The sequence below is a fragment of the Rhodanobacter sp. OK091 genome, assembly GCF_900142825.1.
GTDB lineage: Bacteria > Pseudomonadota > Gammaproteobacteria > Xanthomonadales > Rhodanobacteraceae > Rhodanobacter.
In genome coordinates this window covers 102,803-118,382 of sequence record NZ_FRCH01000006.1, presented here as the reverse complement: position 1 = coordinate 118,382, position 15,580 = coordinate 102,803, and the positions used below count along the sequence as shown (strand labels likewise).

The 15,580-nt window shown below is 60.4% G+C and carries 17 protein-coding genes; 15 read left to right on the top strand and 2 right to left on the bottom strand.

The features are described 5' to 3' along the window. The first annotated feature begins 113 nt into the window (after positions 1-113). Positions 114-2,321 (top strand): beta-glucosidase family protein, encoded by a 2,208-nt coding sequence (locus tag BUA26_RS19190; protein WP_072762508.1) that lies wholly within the window; start codon positions 114-116, stop codon positions 2,319-2,321. Between the two features lie 116 nt (positions 2,322-2,437). Here the strand turns inward: BUA26_RS19190 and BUA26_RS19185 are convergent, their stop codons facing one another. Next, complete coding sequence (locus BUA26_RS19185; protein ID WP_072762507.1) at positions 2,438-3,223, bottom strand: LytR/AlgR family response regulator transcription factor; 786 nt, start codon at positions 3,221-3,223, stop codon at positions 2,438-2,440. Further along, positions 3,223-4,407, bottom strand: a complete 1,185-nt coding sequence (locus BUA26_RS19180) for a sensor histidine kinase (RefSeq protein ID WP_072762506.1) — start codon at positions 4,405-4,407, stop codon at positions 3,223-3,225. The genes BUA26_RS19185 and BUA26_RS19180 overlap by 1 nt, the downstream gene beginning before the upstream one ends. A 222-nt stretch (positions 4,408-4,629) precedes the next feature. Between BUA26_RS19180 and BUA26_RS19175 the strand changes: the two genes are divergently transcribed. The 14 genes from BUA26_RS19175 (at position 4,630) to BUA26_RS19120 (ending at position 15,547) form a co-directional block, all read left to right on the top strand. Beyond that, entirely contained in the window at positions 4,630-5,250 is a 621-nt protein-coding gene (locus BUA26_RS19175; protein WP_083573104.1) for a hypothetical protein, read from the top strand. 163 nt (positions 5,251-5,413) lie between these two features. After that, positions 5,414-6,196, top strand: coding sequence for a class I SAM-dependent methyltransferase (locus BUA26_RS19170; RefSeq protein WP_072762504.1), 783 nt, complete (start codon positions 5,414-5,416; stop codon positions 6,194-6,196). A gap of 37 nt (positions 6,197-6,233) precedes the next feature. Continuing rightward, positions 6,234-6,380, top strand: coding sequence for a hypothetical protein (locus BUA26_RS20510; protein ID WP_178368636.1), 147 nt, complete (start codon positions 6,234-6,236; stop codon positions 6,378-6,380). A gap of 290 nt (positions 6,381-6,670) precedes the next feature. Continuing rightward, positions 6,671-7,411 (top strand): XAC0095 family protein, encoded by a 741-nt coding sequence (locus tag BUA26_RS19165; RefSeq protein WP_072762503.1) that lies wholly within the window; start codon positions 6,671-6,673, stop codon positions 7,409-7,411. A 187-nt stretch (positions 7,412-7,598) separates the two neighbouring features. After that, complete coding sequence (locus BUA26_RS19160) at positions 7,599-8,087, top strand: hypothetical protein (protein WP_072762502.1); 489 nt, start codon at positions 7,599-7,601, stop codon at positions 8,085-8,087. Positions 8,088-9,083: 996 nt separating this feature from the next. Further along, positions 9,084-9,422 carry a hypothetical protein gene (locus BUA26_RS19150; RefSeq protein ID WP_072762500.1) on the top strand — a complete coding sequence of 113 codons (339 nt, stop codon included), beginning with the start codon at positions 9,084-9,086 and terminating at the stop codon, positions 9,420-9,422. Between the two features lie 68 nt (positions 9,423-9,490). After that, complete coding sequence (locus BUA26_RS20325) at positions 9,491-9,889, top strand: hypothetical protein (RefSeq protein WP_143154346.1); 399 nt, start codon at positions 9,491-9,493, stop codon at positions 9,887-9,889. Positions 9,890-9,957: 68 nt separating this feature from the next. After that, positions 9,958-10,353 (top strand): ribonuclease E inhibitor RraB, encoded by a 396-nt coding sequence (locus BUA26_RS19145; RefSeq protein ID WP_072762499.1) that lies wholly within the window; start codon positions 9,958-9,960, stop codon positions 10,351-10,353. Positions 10,354-10,431: 78 nt separating this feature from the next. Beyond that, positions 10,432-10,692, top strand: coding sequence for a hypothetical protein (locus tag BUA26_RS19140; protein WP_072762498.1), 261 nt, complete (start codon positions 10,432-10,434; stop codon positions 10,690-10,692). A gap of 78 nt (positions 10,693-10,770) precedes the next feature. Next, positions 10,771-11,226, top strand: coding sequence for a hypothetical protein (locus BUA26_RS20320; RefSeq protein WP_143154345.1), 456 nt, complete (start codon positions 10,771-10,773; stop codon positions 11,224-11,226). A gap of 89 nt (positions 11,227-11,315) precedes the next feature. Next, positions 11,316-11,768 carry a hypothetical protein gene (locus BUA26_RS19135; protein ID WP_072762497.1) on the top strand — a complete coding sequence of 151 codons (453 nt, stop codon included), beginning with the start codon at positions 11,316-11,318 and terminating at the stop codon, positions 11,766-11,768. 352 nt (positions 11,769-12,120) lie between these two features. Further along, positions 12,121-12,342, top strand: coding sequence for a hypothetical protein (locus BUA26_RS19130; protein ID WP_143154344.1), 222 nt, complete (start codon positions 12,121-12,123; stop codon positions 12,340-12,342). A 1,205-nt stretch (positions 12,343-13,547) separates the two neighbouring features. Further along, complete coding sequence (locus BUA26_RS20315; protein WP_143154343.1) at positions 13,548-13,739, top strand: hypothetical protein; 192 nt, start codon at positions 13,548-13,550, stop codon at positions 13,737-13,739. A gap of 206 nt (positions 13,740-13,945) precedes the next feature. Next, the gene (locus BUA26_RS19120) at positions 13,946-15,547 is read left to right on the top strand and encodes a peptide chain release factor 3 (protein WP_072762494.1); all 1,602 of its coding nucleotides are present in this window, start codon (positions 13,946-13,948) and stop codon (positions 15,545-15,547) included. The last annotated feature ends 33 nt before the right edge of the window (positions 15,548-15,580 follow it).

Sequence of the window (15,580 nt, the reverse complement as noted above, 5' to 3'; positions counted from 1 at the left end):
GCATCTGACAGCAATGAGCGGCATGGCTCGCGAAATGAGGCAGGATGCCTGGACTCAACCCCCCAAGACTTGCGATAAGGTCAATCGATCAGGGCGCCATTGAGGATGCTTCCATGAAACACAAAAACAGGTCGGCGCTACGCCGCGCCATCTTCGCATCGGGTATCGCGGCCTGCGCCTGCGCCCTGGCCGCGCCCGCACGACCCTGGAGCGATGCCGGTCAGTCGCCCGACGCGCGTGCGCGCGCGCTGGTCGGGCAGCTGACCGAGGCGGAAAAATTCCAGTTGATCCACGGCGTATTCGCCCAGCCCGATCAAGCCCACAACTGGCCGATGCCGGCCGGCGCGATCGGCTCGGCCGGCTACGTGCCGGGAATCCCGCGGCTGGATATCCCGGGGCAGCAGCAGAGCGACGCCGGCCTGGGCGTGGCCAACCCGGTCAACGTGCGGACCGGCGATGTCGCCACGGCGCTGCCCTCGGGCCTCGCGACCGCGTCCAGCTGGGACCCGCAGATCGCGTTCGCCGGTGGCGCGATGATCGGCGGCGAGGCCTGGCACAAGGGCTTCAATGTGATGCTGGCCGGCGGCGTCGACCTGCAGCGCGATCCGCGCAATGGCCGCAACTTCGAGTACGCCGGCGAGGACCCCCTGCTGGCCGGCACACTCGTCGGCGAGACCATACGCGGCATCCAGAGCCAGCACGTGCTGTCCACGGTCAAGCACTACGCGCTAAATGACCAGGAGACCGCGCGCACCACCATCGACGTGCGCATCGGGGAACGCGCCATGCGCGAGTCCGATCTGCTCGCCTTCGAATTGGCGATCGCGCGCGGCCGCCCCGGATCGGTGATGTGCTCGTACAACAAGGTCAATGGCGACTGGGCCTGCGAGAACGACTTCCTGCTCAACCAGGTGCTCAAGAAGGACTGGCGCTATCCGGGCTTTGTGATGTCGGACTGGGGCGCCACGCATAGCGCCGCCAAGGCGGCCAATGCCGGACTGGATCAGGAGTCGGCCGCCGAAGTGTTCGACAAGGAGGTCTACTTCGACGCGCCGCTGAAGCAGGCGCTCGCATATGGTGAGGTCAGCCACGCCCGGCTGGACGACATGGTCACGCGCATCCTGCGCAGCATGTTCGCCGTGGGGTTGTTCGACCATCCACCGCAAAAGGGCCCGATCGACGCCGACGCCAACCTCGCCGTGGCGCAGCGCACGCTGGAAGCCGGCGCGGTGCTGCTGCGCAATGAACGCACGCTGCTGCCGCTGGCGTCCGACCTGCATTCGATCGCCGTGATCGGCGCGCATGCGGACAAGGGCGTACTGGCGGGTGGCGGTTCGTCGATGGTGATACCGCGCGGCGGCAACGCGGTGACCGGCCTGGAACCGGCCACCTGGCCGGGGCCGGTGACCTACGATCCGTCTTCGCCGCTGCAGGCGATTCGTGCGGCGGCCGGCCATGCCAAGGTCGAGTTCGCGTCGGGTGACGATCCCGTCGCGGCAGCCGCGCTGGCGCGGCAGGCGCAGGTGGCCGTGGTGTTCGTGCAGCAGTGGACGGCCGAGTCGTTCGATGCGGCCGACCTCACGCTGCCGAACAAGCAGGACGCGCTGGTCGCGGCGGTGGCCAAGGCCAACCCGCACACCGTGGTCGTGCTGGAGACCAACAGCCCGGTAGCGATGCCGTGGCTGGACCAGGTCGGCGCGGTGCTCGAGGCGTGGTACCCCGGCAACGCCGGCGGCCAGGCCATCGCCAACCTGCTGTTCGGCCGGGTGAACCCGTCGGGACGCTTGCCGGTCACCTGGCCGCGCGATCTGTCCCAGTTGCCGCGGCCGCAACTGCCGGGAGCCGTCGCCGCGCCGGGAACCCCGCCACCGGCCACGGTCGACTACGGCATCGAAGGTGCCGACGTGGGTTATCGCTGGTTCCAGCGCAAGCAGCTGCAGCCGCTGTTCCCGTTCGGCTTCGGCCTTTCCTACACCAGCTTCGCGCAAACCGCGCCCCAAGTGACGGTGCGCGACGGCCTGCCCCGGGTCAGCGTGGAAGTGCGCAACACCGGTTCGCGCGCCGGCGCCGACGTGGTGCAGATTTATGCGCAGCTACCGGGCAATCCCATCCGACGGCTGGCCGGCTTCGCGAAAGTGACGCTCGCACCGGGACAGGCACGCACCGTCGAAGTGCCGCTCGAACCACGCCTGCTGTCGGAGTTCGACGTGGCCAAACGGCGTTGGATCATCCGCGGTGGCAGCTACGCCATCTACGCCGGACGCTCGGCCACCGATCTTTCGGCGGCAGTGCAGGTGAAGCTTCCGGCGAAGGTGCCGTAGCGGTATCAGGCCGATGCGCGGCTGCCGTGCACCCGGACGTTAGACGGGCGATATCCGATTGTTCAAGCCCGTCTCGTCCCAACGGCCTCCACTTACCGGCGCCAACTGGCTGCCCCTCAGCTCGCCCCGACCATCAGCCGCTCGAGGTGAACGCGGACTTTGTCGCGGTAGCCTTCGCTGCTCGATACGGTGGCGCCACCCGCGAGGACCAGGATGAAATCGCCGCGCGGCGTGCGGCTGACCTCCCGCACGTGATTGACGTTGACGAGGCAGGAGCGGCTGATGCGCAGCATGGGTTGCGAGCGCATCGCGCCTTCGGCCTGCTGCAAGGTGCTGCGGGCGTGCAGCGTGTCTTTGCCTACACGCAGCATTACGTAGTTGCGGTCGGCCTCGACCATTTCGACTTGCGCGACGTCGACCATCTGCATTCGACCGCCCGCGTCGGCCAGCAGCCGGGGGCGCGACTGCCCGGCTGTGTGAACTGCCCGATCCAGTTGGCCGATCAATGTTGCGAGCGCCGACTGCCGATCCACGGCGGTCTGTGCGAGATGGCGATGCCGGACGCGGGCGAGCATCGCGCGGAACCGCCCGTCGTCAAAGGGTTTGAGCAGATAGTCGATGGCACTGACCTCGAACGCCTCCAGCGCATAGTGGTCGTAGGCCGTCACGAACACGATCAGCGGCAGCGCCTCGGGATCCAGCGACTGTGCGAGCTGCATGCCCGACATCGTATTCATCTGGATGTCGAGAAATAACAGGTGCGGCGGGTGACGGCGGATCGCTGCCAGGGCCTCCTGCGCGTCGGCGAATTCCCCGACGACATCGAGGTCCGGCTCTGTGGCGCAGCAGTCCCGAAGAATTCGGCGCGCGGCCGCTTCGTCGTCGACAATCATGACATCCATCAGGATATCTCCCGGGCCGAACGCTGTTGCGTGAGCTCGCGCAACACCGGGATCGCGAGCTGCGCAACCCACGTGGTGGCATCGGTCGGTCCTATGTCCACGGTGGCGTTCGGGCCGAACTGTACCGCAAGCCGCTCGCGCACATTGCTGAGGCCGATGCCGTCACGCCGAACTGCGTGATTCGGCGCGATCGAATTGATCACGCGCAGGATCAGCGTTTCCGAGGACAGGAACGCCTCGATGCGGACGGTGATCGCTCCACCGTGGCCCGCCAGGCCGTGGACGACCGCGTTTTCGACGAGCGGCTGCAGGATGAGGCTGGGAACCCAGACCGCAGGCTGCGCTTCAATATCGGGCAGCACGACCGTCAGGCGATCAGCGAAGCGGCGTTCCTGCAGTTCGAGATACAGCTGCACGAATCGCAGCTCATCGGCAAGAAGTGAAAAATCCCGCTCGCCGGCGTTCAGCAGCCGCCGCAGCAGATCGGCCAGTTGCACCATCATCGACTGCGCGACCTGCGGATTCCAGTCGATCTGGCCGCGAATGGTGTGCAGAAGATTGAACAGCGTATGCGGCGACAGTTGCATCCGCAGTGCCGCCAAACGGGCCGTACTCCATTCGCGCTCCAGGGCTGCGACCTGCAATTCGGAGTCGCGGAAGCGTTGGTACAGGGCGAATCCGGTCACCAGCGCGAGCCCGAAGCCATAGCTCAGAAAGAAATTGATGAAGCTCGCGAGCCAGAGCGCCCCCATCGATTCCGCCGGCTGGCCGGCGGCCGCCGGCGGCATCTGCAAGTTGTCAGGCAACAGGATAGCCAACACCATCGCCCAGAATGACAGCGACGCGAACGCGACACCGAGCACGACCTGCGCCAGCGCACGCCAGACAGTAGTCCAGCCGATACGCAACGAGCTCCAATAGCAAACCAGCAGTACCGGGAAGAGCAACACGTGCTGCAGAACACGCTGGCCCCACGGCCCGAACACGACCACGTCGCTGACCTTGGCGACGTCGGCTTGCAGACTGTGCGCATAGAGCACGTTCGACAGCGTTACATAAAGCCAGAACAGCGTCGTGATCAAAAACAGTTCGCGCAGAGGCATGGGCGCAAGCCGCGCTGCCCGCTGCTCCGGTGCGTAGGCGAACGATGCTGCGGTTTCGGTCACGAGAGCACGGTTGTTCATGGAATACGGCGCATGCCTCCCGCGGCCCTTTCGACTGGCGTCAGCTTATCGCAATGCTGTGCGCCGATATCGAGTTCGTCGCCTCTGTTGGGACGGACTCGTCGGTGCCGGGGACGAACTCGACGTCCAGCTATAGATAGGCCGGTGGCAGCTGATGTCTCATAGACCGGCCGAGAAAACCATCCGCTCTGTGCCACCCGCGAGTCATCCGGAGACATGCATATGAAAACCCCCAAACATGCCCGAACCGGCTTTCTCGTGATCGCGCTTGTCGTTCTCATGCAGCCCGCTTTGAGCCTGGCGCAGTCGGAAAAAAGCGCCGCGACAGCCGCGCCGCAGGACACCACCGCGACGCGCGACGGGCAACACGATTTCGATTTCGAGATCGGCACCTGGAAAACACACCTAAAGCGTCGCCTGCATCCACTGACCGGCTCCACGACCTGGGTCGAAATGGAAGGTACGTCTGTCGTCCGCAAGGTCTGGAATGGCCGCGCCAATCTGTTGCAGCTGGAGGCCGATAGCCCGTCCGGCCACTTCGAGGGGCTGAGCCTGCGTCTCTATGATCCGCAATCCCATCAATGGCGCCTCAATTTTTCCAACAGCAACGACGGCATCATGGCCCAGCCCACGATCGGGGAGTTCAAGAACGGACGCGGCGAGTTCTACGATCAGGAATTGCTTAATGGCCGGGCCATTCTTGTCCGATTCGTCATCTCGGACATCACCGCGAATTCCGCCCATTTCGAGCAGTCGTTCTCGAACGATGGCGGCAGGACGTGGGAAGTGAACTGGATCGCGACGGACACGCGGGTCAGGGATGAAGAAGACAGAGCGCACTGAACGGCACCATGGACCATGGCGCTGATCGGACGATCTGAATAATCGCATCGCGTTCGAAAACCGTGCACGAATCGCCTTCGTCGTTTGGAAAACATCTCAACGAGCGAGGCCTTCGAGCGATCTGACACCGTGCCGTCTGGACGGCCACTGAGGGCAGTACGACATGCGCAAACTTATTGTTGCCTACGTGATTTCGGCGCTGGCCATGGCGGGTCTGGCCATGGGCCAGGCACACGCGGCCGATCCGGCGAATGTTCCCCATGCGGTTGCCGCTGCGGTCGCCGATGCCTCGCGGCCCGCCGCCGATACCGAACGGGATGCTGACCGCAAGCCGGCTTTGACCCTGGCTTTCGCCGGCATCAAACCGGGCGACAAAGTCGCCGACTACGCCGCCGGCGCCGGCTATTTCACCCGCTTGTTCACCGATGTGGTCGGGCCTCAAGGCCACGTCTACGCGACCGTGCCCAACTCCTTGTTCGTATACCCGAATATCGTCAAGGGGATTGCCGATATCCAGACCTACGCTGTCGCCCATCAAAACGTCACGGTGACCTTCGCGTCCGCGCTGGACGCGGCAAGGTTTCCCGAACGGCTCGATCTGTTCTGGATTTCCCAGAACTACCACGACTTGCATGACAGCTTCATGGGTCCGGTCGACACGGCTGCATTCAACAAGGCGGTCTATGCGGCGCTCAAGCCTGGCGGGGTCTACATCGTGCTCGACCATGTCGCTGCGAAGAACTCACCCGCGGACGTGACCGATACCTTGCATCGCATCGAGCCTTCGACGGTGCGCCGCGAAGTCGAGGCGGCAGGCTTCAAGTTCGAGGGCGAGAGCAAAGTGCTGGCCAACCCCGCCGACCCGCACACCGCCACCGTGTTTGACAAGGCGATACGCGGCCACACCGATCAGTTCCTCTTCAAGTTCCGGAAACCGAAGGGCTGAGATCTCGGCCCCGTGCGCTGCCCGGCGATCCCGTTCGGTGGCTCGCCGGCTTTGCTGGCTGGTCGCGCCGGCGATCTATCTGCATCGCATCCGCGAGGAAGAGATTGCGCTGACCGAGGGACTGGGCGACGCGTATCGCGAATATTGCCGGCACACGAAGCGGCTGATCCCCTGGGTCTACTGACTCAGCTTCGCTCATCCACGCCTGTCTTGACTCCCCTCCACTGCCGTAGCAGACTCGTTTGCAAGGAGCGTAGAAACTCCCTCTCATAGCGGTGCCCACCTCCGTCAAACCGGTGGGTTTTTTGTACCTGTTCGCAGGTGCAAGCCGACGCGAAGCCTGCGTCGGGAGGGCGGCTAATACAACACCCTTCGGGGAAATACGCCCGCCGGCTATGAGCGGTTTCTAACCTCCCGACACCCCGTCCGTCGTCATGCCGTGGGCGGGCACTTCTATGGAATGAGGAGGCGACCATGTCGACGTTCGATTCGAATGATCTGGAAACGATGGGCTATTTCCTGCCGGAGGACAGCCAGCTGCGGCTGAAGAAGCTGCGCGAGTATGCCGAATTCCTGTCGCATATCGCGCAGCCGCGCACGGCGGACGAGGAGCAGGAATGGATGCCCGAGATTCGCGTGGGCGAAGTGGCGATCTGCCTGGAATTGTTGGCCGAGCAGGTGGGGCTGGTGCTGGACGAGATGTCGTGGCCGGCCTACCGGTCCGAGAGCGAGGCTGCGGCCGAGGCCGGCGCGGAGCCTGCAGAGGAGATGCCCGACGACGCGGGTGGGCGCTACCGCTTCGGCATGACCATGGAGCAGATCGATACGCTCAACCGGCTGATCGACATGATTGTGGCCCATGGCGATGTGGTGATCGCCAGTGGTGAGGCCGAGTTCGCCGACCACACACTGTCGGTGCTGGGCGATGCCATCTTCAACGACGCGAGGACGGTGCGCGAAATCATCCGTCAGGTGGAATCGCAGAGGCTCGGGCCAGCGCACGGTTCGCAAACCGGCGTGGCCGAAGAGCGGGCCACATACCATGTCGGGCCAGCGCGTTTGTCTGCGGACAGCGCGTCGCAGGAAGCCGGGACGGGGGAAATTTTCCGGCGATTTGCGCCCGTCGCTCAATCGCGCCAATGTGTATCGCATGGGCATCGCACCAGAAGGTTTCATGAAGACAAAAGCGCCAGCAAGATGAGGCGGGTTCGCTGACAATCAGCGCTGCTGAGGCGCACGGGCCGCGCAAGTGACTGAAGCGCGGACGGCGAATGCTAGGGCAAGCTCGACAGGCAGAGACCGACCCAAAACGGACATTTCGAACGCGATATGCCAGGCTAGTGTGGCGGTCTAGGGGGCGATAGCTATGGATGTGACAGGAACCGGGCCAGGCAAGGCATTCATGCGCCCATTTCTCTTCGACTATTGGGCGTATCGGTCGTGGATGCAAAGGGAAGGCAACAGCCCTTCGGTTTTATCTTCGTACGCTGGATTTGGCTTGGCGTTCTACGGCATTTGGGTGATCGCAGGACTGACGTTAGTCCTGCTGCCACCGATGAAGGTGCTGCTGACCTATCGACTCGGCCCGATTCCAGCCTTCCCAGTTGTTGTGGTCATCGCTTACCTTGCGATCTCGGCCTTCGCTACTCGATTTCTCCGAGCCAGAGAGGCGCAGGCTCGGGACATCTATGAGGCTAGCAAGGGCATCTCATACGGATGGGTTGTTTTGGGTTCAGCGGTGATACTTCTGCCGCTGCCGATCGCACTCGCAGTTTCGCGAGATAGCTTTGTCGCGACCGTGCTGACCATTGCTTTCCATGCAGTTTACGTCGCTGCGATGGGCGGATTCCTTCTAAGGCTGATTCGTAAACCGCCAGCTGAGGCCGGTTAAACGATTTGAGTGCAAGGGGCCGCTTTCGACCGACAGTGTTGAAAAACTCGCTTCGAAAATTCGAGCTCGTTCAAAGCGAGAAAATCCGGCCACGACGATCGCTTTCTGTCGGCCTGAATGTGCAAATTTGTCCAGGATCGATTTATCGTCGTGGTCGCGATCCAAAATTTGGACGTCTATTTGTTAAGACGGAGTTTTTCAACAGAATAGACCCATAGCGGACGCTGCGGAACAGCACGGAAGGCCAATGAAGGGGGCTAGATGACGTACACAAAGCGGGAGCTATCGGTCGAGCTCGCTGCGCTCCTGGCTGCAATGCCCGGAGCAGTTGACTATGTGAAGGTGTCAAGCTGGGCCTATAGCGCTTACGTCAGCAACAACGACTTAGAACCCGAAGTCAGCAAGCTTCTTGTGGCGCTGGGAGCTATGGACTTGGGGCCAGAGTTTGAATTCAGCGAGTTGGAGCTCCGCCAGATTGCGGGAGGCAACCAAGAATAGGTTCGCTTTCGACCCGTTGCTGCCGGTCAGGAGCGTCAGCTTTGCGGAAGCCTATTTTCCGGGAGTGACTGCGGGCACCTGGAAATGCGAGTGGGTCCAATGCGTGAGGTGCGTCCCTCCGGACAGCCACCACATGCATCTCACGCACGTGGCTGTCGGCTTTGGCCCAAGATGAACCATTCGTCAATCCGATGTCGATCTGCTCGGAGCGCAAACTGTCATTTTGACGCGTGACAGCCGGCGAATTTCGTCGAATGGGTGAGTAACAGGCGCAGTCGGGAGGGCCCGTATATCCCCTCGGGTTGTGATGGATAAAACATAGCACCTCGAATAAAAAGGTTCGCATGGCAGCAAAGCGTCGATGCCGACTCCGGGCACATCAGGTAACGAGGGGATCTCGTGTAGGATTAGGGTGGAAGAAGGGGGACACGTGGAAGCTGAACATCCAGTGCATATTGCCGAATCAAGGCACTACTGAAGCGTTAGGCATGGGAAGTCATGAACATCATCGATATCATATTTGCTGCTTCGGTGCCCATCGTTTTCGCTGCCGTCATTTGGTACTACGTTTCTCTGTTCAAGTTTTCACGCATCCTCGCCCATGACAATCCGCAAGCCCTTTCTCAAGCTCGCGAAAAGCGTTCAATGCGCATCTCTAATCTCCAAGCTGCACACCTTGTGCTCAGTGGCACGAAAGATTCGGCATTCGATGGTTGCAAGCTTTCTAGCCGCGCGTTGGCGGCTCGCAATCATGCAAACAGGCTTCTATACATTGGCCTTTGTGCTTTCATGGTTCTTCTAGCTGCAGGGCTTATTGTGTCAGTCACGAAAGCCTAACCACTCATCCAAGCGGACGGCTCCGCTGCCGCTTAATTCCAGCGTTAGATTCAACCGGAAATTCCAGCATGACTCGAACTCTACAAAAAATGCTCTTAGCTACACTTCTTGTCGCTGGCAGTTCCGTTATCGCTGGTGAGCCTGTAAACGAAGCGATGTTGCAACGCGTGGCCTCAAGAATGAACAAGTCTTTACCTCAAATGGAGTCGGACAACACTCGCCTGGATAAAATCACTGTTGGCCCTGGACTAACATGGACCTACAATTTCACGCTGGTAGGCCTTGACGATTCACATGGCACGAGGAAAGTCATTGAGGCAAATGCACCATCAATTATTTCTAAGTTCTGCTCCCTCCCAGCTACAAAAATATTCTTAGAAAACAATATTATCACCCATATGCAATACACAGATCATGCCGGAAAGCTTGTCTCAGATGTTCTACTTGACAGGGCCAAGTGCTCTTGATTTGTATCTAACATTTCGTTCAAGGCGGACGGCTACGCCGTCGCTTAACTCCAGCGTTAGGCTTAAATATGAAAGTTATTGCAGTCATCGTGCTTGCTCTGCTGCTTGGAACAGTGGCCTTCCGTTCCTTTAGTCAACAGGCATCCTCTTCACAGGCAAACGATGACGCTGTCATCGAGCAGTTGCGCCTTGCGGGCTCAAACCTCTCGAAGCCGCATCCAATAGACTTCTATCTCTACGCGCCGACCCAAGAGTCTGCCGAGCGCATTGCGGGCGTCCTTTCTCATCAGGGGTTCACAGTCAAAGTCGAGCACGCTGCAACTGGTTCGCAGTGGCTTGCTCTGGCCACCAAAAAGGTCGTACCCACCTCTGCCGCACTCGCTAATCTTCGGCGCGATCTCACCGCTATCGCCTTGCGCGAGCATGGCGACTACGATGGCTGGGAAGCTCCGATCGTCAAGTGACGGCAGCCTAACATCACATTCGAGGCGGACGGCTCTGCCGCCGCTCAATTCCAGCGTTAGGCATCATTGGAGAATTTTATGCAGACCGATATGACGCCCGTTCGGCAAGAGCAGTTTTCTGTAAACGGGTCGAGCTATGAGCTCAGTCTTTTTCGCATCACTCAAACAGGAGAGCTTCGTCTCTTTGTATCAAAAGAAGGCCATGGTGTTGGCCGCTCATTCTCGGCAGGCTCCGATGTTGTCTCCGACGCAAAGAGCCAATCCGGCATAGACATTAGCGAGACGCTCTTCAATCAAGCTAAAGACGACATCACTCGCAACGAATTTGGCGAGTACTGATGCCTAACATCTCGTTCGAGGCGGACGGCCCTGCCGCCGCTCAACTCCGGCGTTAGGCGCAAGCAGGCCTCTCCTCAAATGAAACGTATAGTCGCTATAGCCTGCACTCTGTTTCCACTTGCCGTGGTCGGACAGGCAACACCTTCAGCGTTGACTGTGGCCGTGCACACGTTTACTGGCGGCGCTGAGAATCAAGCCTTCCGCCATTCCATCGTCGATCTAAGCGGCGACCGCAGCTCTGACGCGCTAGTTCTTCTGTCGGGCCCAAATTGGTGTGGTTCGGGCGGCTGCACCTTGCTTGTCTTTAGGCAAGTTCACGGCAAGTTCGAGCTGACCTCACGCAGTACGGTGGCACAAACCCCAATCCGGGTTTCGCCAGAAGCTTCCCACGGTTGGAAAACCCTAATCGTCTACTCCAAGGGGCGCGGCAATGTGCTGCTGCGCTTTGACGGTAGTCGCTATCCTCTAAACCCCTCTATGCAGCCACTCGCCACCAAACGGCAGGTCGAAGCATCCACTATGGCGCTCAATTAGTGTCAGTATTTGTGCCTAACAATTCGTTCAAGGCGGACGGCTTCGCCGCCGCTTAATTCCAGCGTTAGACGCCTCAGGGGAGATCCATTATGGGTGAAACGGAAGAAGCAAATAGCCGCCGCGCTGACATCGCCATGCGTAATCGTCGCCGCACGCTGGAGTCCCGTGAACGCAAGTTGACGATGGCGGTATTCGGGCTTATGGCTTACTCGGCATTCGCAAATGTTGTCAGCGGCATCGTCCTTCTAACAACGTCACCTTTGGATGCTGGCTTAGGCCTCATCCTCGGCGCCTTGTATTCGCTTGGCGCCTATCGCGTTTGGCTCAAAGACGATATCCGCTGGTGGCCCGTCGCAGTGCCAGCTGGTATCTCAATTGCCGTCCTGATAATGGCCTGGCTTGGCGGAGTCCAGCATCCCATTCCGTTGCTGCTTAACGCCATTCTCCTCGTACTCGTGCCCATCCGCAGACGGGCTGTGGCAGCGGTGCCTAACATCTCGTTCAAGGCGGACGGCTCCGCCGCCGCTCAACTCCAGCGTTAGGCCTTATGCACTGCCCATACTGTTCAAGCACGCTCACCGAATCAGGAGCTGGCGAGCTTCAATGCACACAAAGCGGCGCACTCTTCAGTCGCTCCATCCGTGCGCAGCTTGAACAAGTCGCCGCCCGCGTCTCGTCACCAGCAGCACGTACCGTACTGAGGCTTGGTAGCTTCTTTTGCCCCGGCTGTGGCGCAGAAGCGCCTGATGGCATCTGTTCGAGTTGTGGTGCTGTAATGTCTCCTCGGTTAGTGCACGAACTCCTAGAGTTCAATCCTCACGGTAGTGCCTAACTATTCGTCCAAGCGGACGCGCGTACCGCGCGCCGCTTAACTCCAGCGTTAGGCGCCAAAACATGCTTCACGCATTCTGGGATTGGACTAAGTTTGGTTTGGGATTCGGCCTTGTCTGTCTTGTTGCAGGGCTGGTCGTCACTCTGCCGCTGTTGCTATTCAAGCCTCTCCGAGAGCGCTTCTCCCGTTCTAAATTCGACGTAGAGACGATTGGCGCCATTGCGCTGGTCATCGCGCTTCTTGCCATAGGCCTCTACAATCACTTTGGCGCAAATGGCGTCTAACATCTCATTCGAGGCGGACGGCTGCGCCGCCGCTCAATTCCAGCGTTAGGCACCATCCGTGACTCGATCGCGCACATCACTTGAACTTGCGGCAGGCAAACTCACTTCCGCAATCCAAAAGGAGTGGGACGCCGAGATGGGTGAGTCCGCCTCGTCCGTAACAGAGCAAGTAATGTACGCTTCACACGAATTGCTGCGAGCGGCTAAGACTGGCTCACTTGTGCCCTTGCTTGGCGCTGCATCGGTGTCTGAGTTCTTGGGTATTCAGTGGGTGCAAGCCCACGCAAACGTTCGCCCTTTCATTCGAGCACTAGAGACCGCTGCATCGGGGGCAACACGTGCCTAACAATTCAATCAAGCCGACGCGGCTTATTTCAGGCGTTAGGCTTTCCACAGCTTCATTTCGGGCACACATTCTCGTTTCTCAATTACCGCGATGGTCGCGCTTGTCGATGAGGTGAAGTAGTGAGACGGAAATTGAGCAAGGAGGCCTTGTTAGAGCTGCTGACTGTAATGAGCCATCCAAGGCAGCACGGGCTCACTCAGGCAACCGTAGAGGCAACTATGTCCAACTTCTGCGCTGGCTGCCCTGATCCAATAGGCGCATATCGACTTGTTGTGGAGTGTCTCGATCCGATGACAGACGAGGAACTAGTCGATCGAGCTTTGGCAATGCCACTTCGTCCAATGTCCGAAGTGCCTAGGGCAATTGTTCCGACCAATCATCCTTCAAGAGCAGCCTAACTATGCGCTCAAGCGGACCGTGCGGGAGTAATCTCCTCGCGAAAATCACACATTGCGGCCCGCGCGGCCGCTTAGCTTAGGCGTTAGGGCTCAAATGCCGCATTTCGCTCTTACAAGACAAGGCTACGATCAACTCATCAAAGCTTGCGGTGGTCGCCTACCGTCTCCGCTTTGGGTCAACGCTGGCGTCCTCTCGCCTTCTGAGATGGCCGATTTACGCACCCAAGGGCTCCAAGTCACCGACTTCGTCCGAGCAGTCCCTTTGCGAGGTCCGGGCTTGGTTGACGCAATCGACACCATCGAAGAGCATCATCCGGGTTCGTCCATTTGGGTTGAGCACGTGGCGCAGCCCTAACCAGTCATCCAAGCGGACGGCGCCGCCGCCGCTTAATTCCGGCGTTAGGGCGCATATGCGGACTGAGGTTGTCGAAACGTTCTATTCAAAAGATCGCAAGCGACGAGTGAATATCGTTCGCCAGCCCGATGGGTCCTACAGTTATGTTGAAGAGTATTACTTCAAAAATGAGCTTGCGGAGATCGATGGCTGGGCCTCTCTTGGCGGCAACCCATCGCTATACGACAGCTTGGAAACGGCACGCCGCGAAGTACCATTCAATGTCACCTGGCTTGCTTCACAACGCGGCGAACCCTAACCACTCGCTCAAGGCGGACGGCTTCGCCGCCGCTTAACTCCAGCGTTATGCATCCCGGCCATTTGAATGGCCGCTTTGCGGCATGCACATGAGATAGCCGACCGGCCGTTGTTGGCCGATAGCCGACACCCCATCCAGCCCACCCCGAGCTCACCGCCCGATCCACGCTACAATTGCCGGTTCGCGCTCCCGTCGAACCGCTATCCATGTCCACCCATCTGCAAGAAACCCGCCGTCGCCGCACGTTCGCCATCGTCAGCCATCCTGACGCGGGCAAGACCACGTTGACCGAAAAGCTGCTGCTGTTCGGCGGTGCGATCCAGATGGCGGGGTCGGTGAAGGGGCGAAAGGCGGCGCGGCATGCGACCTCGGACTGGATGGCGCTGGAGAAAGAGCGCGGCATTTCGGTGACTTCATCGGTGATGCAGTTTCCGTACGAGGGCAAGATCGTCAACCTGCTCGACACGCCGGGACATGCGGACTTTTCCGAGGACACCTACCGCGTGCTGACCGCGGTGGACTCGGCGCTGATGGTGATCGACTGCGCCAAAGGTGTCGAAGAGCGCACGATCAAGCTGATGGAGGTGTGCCGCCTGCGCGACACGCCGATCATGACGTTCGTCAACAAGCTCGACCGCGAGGGCCGCTCGCCGATCGAACTGCTGGACGAAGTGGAGTCGGTGCTGGGCATCGCCTGCGCGCCGGTGACCTGGCCGATCGGCATGGGCAAGCGGCTGAAGGGCGTGTATCACCTGGTGCTGGATGAGGTACACGTCTTCGAGCCCGGCAAGAATTTCACCCGGCAGGATTCGACCATTTTCAAGGGACTCGATGCGCCGGGCCTGCTGGAGAAAATCGGCGACGAAGCGATGCGCGAGCTGCGCGACGAACTCGAGCTGGTGCAAGGTGCCGCGCCGTCGTTCGATATGAACGAATACCTCGCCGGCCGGCAGACGCCGGTGTTCTTCGGCTCGGCGGTGAACAACTTCGGCGTGCAGTTGCTGCTGGATTTCTTCGTCGAGCACGCACCGTCGCCGCGCCCGCGCGCCACGCTGGGCCGCGAAGTGCAGCCGGAGGAAGAAAAGCTTTCCGGCTTCGTGTTCAAGATCCAGGCGAACATGGACCCGGCGCACCGCGACCGCGTGGCGTTCATGCGGGTGTGCTCGGGCACTTATACCGCCGGCATGAAGATGATCCAGACCCGCACCGGCAAGGACATCCGCATCGCCAACGCGCTGACCTTCATGGCCAGCGATCGCGAGATCGTCGAGACGGCCTATCCGGGCGACGTGATCGGCCTGCACAACCACGGCACCATCACGATCGGCGATACGTTCACCGAAGGCGAGTCGATCAACTTCACCGGCATCCCGAACTTCGCGCCCGAACTCTTTCGCCGCGCGCGCCTGCGCGATCCGCTGAAGATGAAGGCCTTGCAGAAGGGCCTGGCGCAGTTGTCCGAGGAGGGCGCCACCCAGTTCTTCCGTCCGCTGATGAGCAACGACCTGATCCTGGGCGCGGTCGGCGTGCTGCAGTTCGACGTGGTGGCGTACCGGCTGAAGGACGAATACAACGTCGACGCCAGCTTCGAGCCGGTGACGGTGACCACCGCGCGCTGGGTGCATTGCGACGACGAGAAGAAGATGGCCGAGTTCCGCGAGAAGAATGCGATGAACCTCGCGATCGACGGTGCCGGCGAGCTGGTCTACATCGCGCCGACGCGGGTCAATCTGCAACTGGCGCAGGAGCGCTGGCCGCAGGTGCGCTTCGCCAACACGCGCGAGCATGCGGCCTCCGTCGAGGTGTAGCAGTACCGCAACACCACTGCTAACGCGCGAACC

Bases quoted from the DNA above. Each gene is read 5' to 3' on its own strand.
- BUA26_RS19170 (WP_072762504.1), top strand. From the start codon at position 5,414: ATGCGCAAACTTATTGTTGCCTACGTGATTTCGGCGCTGGCCATGGCG.
- BUA26_RS20320 (WP_143154345.1), top strand. From the start codon at position 10,771: ATGAAACGTATAGTCGCTATAGCCTGCACTCTGTTTCCACTTGCCGTG.
- BUA26_RS19190 (WP_072762508.1), top strand. From the start codon at position 114: ATGAAACACAAAAACAGGTCGGCGCTACGCCGCGCCATCTTCGCATCG.
- BUA26_RS19140 (WP_072762498.1), top strand. From the start codon at position 10,432: ATGCAGACCGATATGACGCCCGTTCGGCAAGAGCAGTTTTCTGTAAAC.
- BUA26_RS19175 (WP_083573104.1), top strand. From the start codon at position 4,630: ATGAAAACCCCCAAACATGCCCGAACCGGCTTTCTCGTGATCGCGCTT.
- BUA26_RS19150 (WP_072762500.1), top strand. From the start codon at position 9,084: ATGAACATCATCGATATCATATTTGCTGCTTCGGTGCCCATCGTTTTC.
- BUA26_RS19135 (WP_072762497.1), top strand. From the start codon at position 11,316: ATGGGTGAAACGGAAGAAGCAAATAGCCGCCGCGCTGACATCGCCATG.
- BUA26_RS19165 (WP_072762503.1), top strand. From the start codon at position 6,671: ATGTCGACGTTCGATTCGAATGATCTGGAAACGATGGGCTATTTCCTG.
- BUA26_RS19160 (WP_072762502.1), top strand. From the start codon at position 7,599: ATGCGCCCATTTCTCTTCGACTATTGGGCGTATCGGTCGTGGATGCAA.
- BUA26_RS19130 (WP_143154344.1), top strand. From the start codon at position 12,121: ATGCTTCACGCATTCTGGGATTGGACTAAGTTTGGTTTGGGATTCGGC.
- BUA26_RS19180 (WP_072762506.1), bottom strand. From the start codon at position 4,407: ATGAACAACCGTGCTCTCGTGACCGAAACCGCAGCATCGTTCGCCTAC.
- BUA26_RS19145 (WP_072762499.1), top strand. From the start codon at position 9,958: ATGAAAGTTATTGCAGTCATCGTGCTTGCTCTGCTGCTTGGAACAGTG.
- BUA26_RS20325 (WP_143154346.1), top strand. From the start codon at position 9,491: ATGACTCGAACTCTACAAAAAATGCTCTTAGCTACACTTCTTGTCGCT.
- BUA26_RS19120 (WP_072762494.1), top strand. From the start codon at position 13,946: ATGTCCACCCATCTGCAAGAAACCCGCCGTCGCCGCACGTTCGCCATC.
- BUA26_RS19185 (WP_072762507.1), bottom strand. From the start codon at position 3,223: ATGGATGTCATGATTGTCGACGACGAAGCGGCCGCGCGCCGAATTCTT.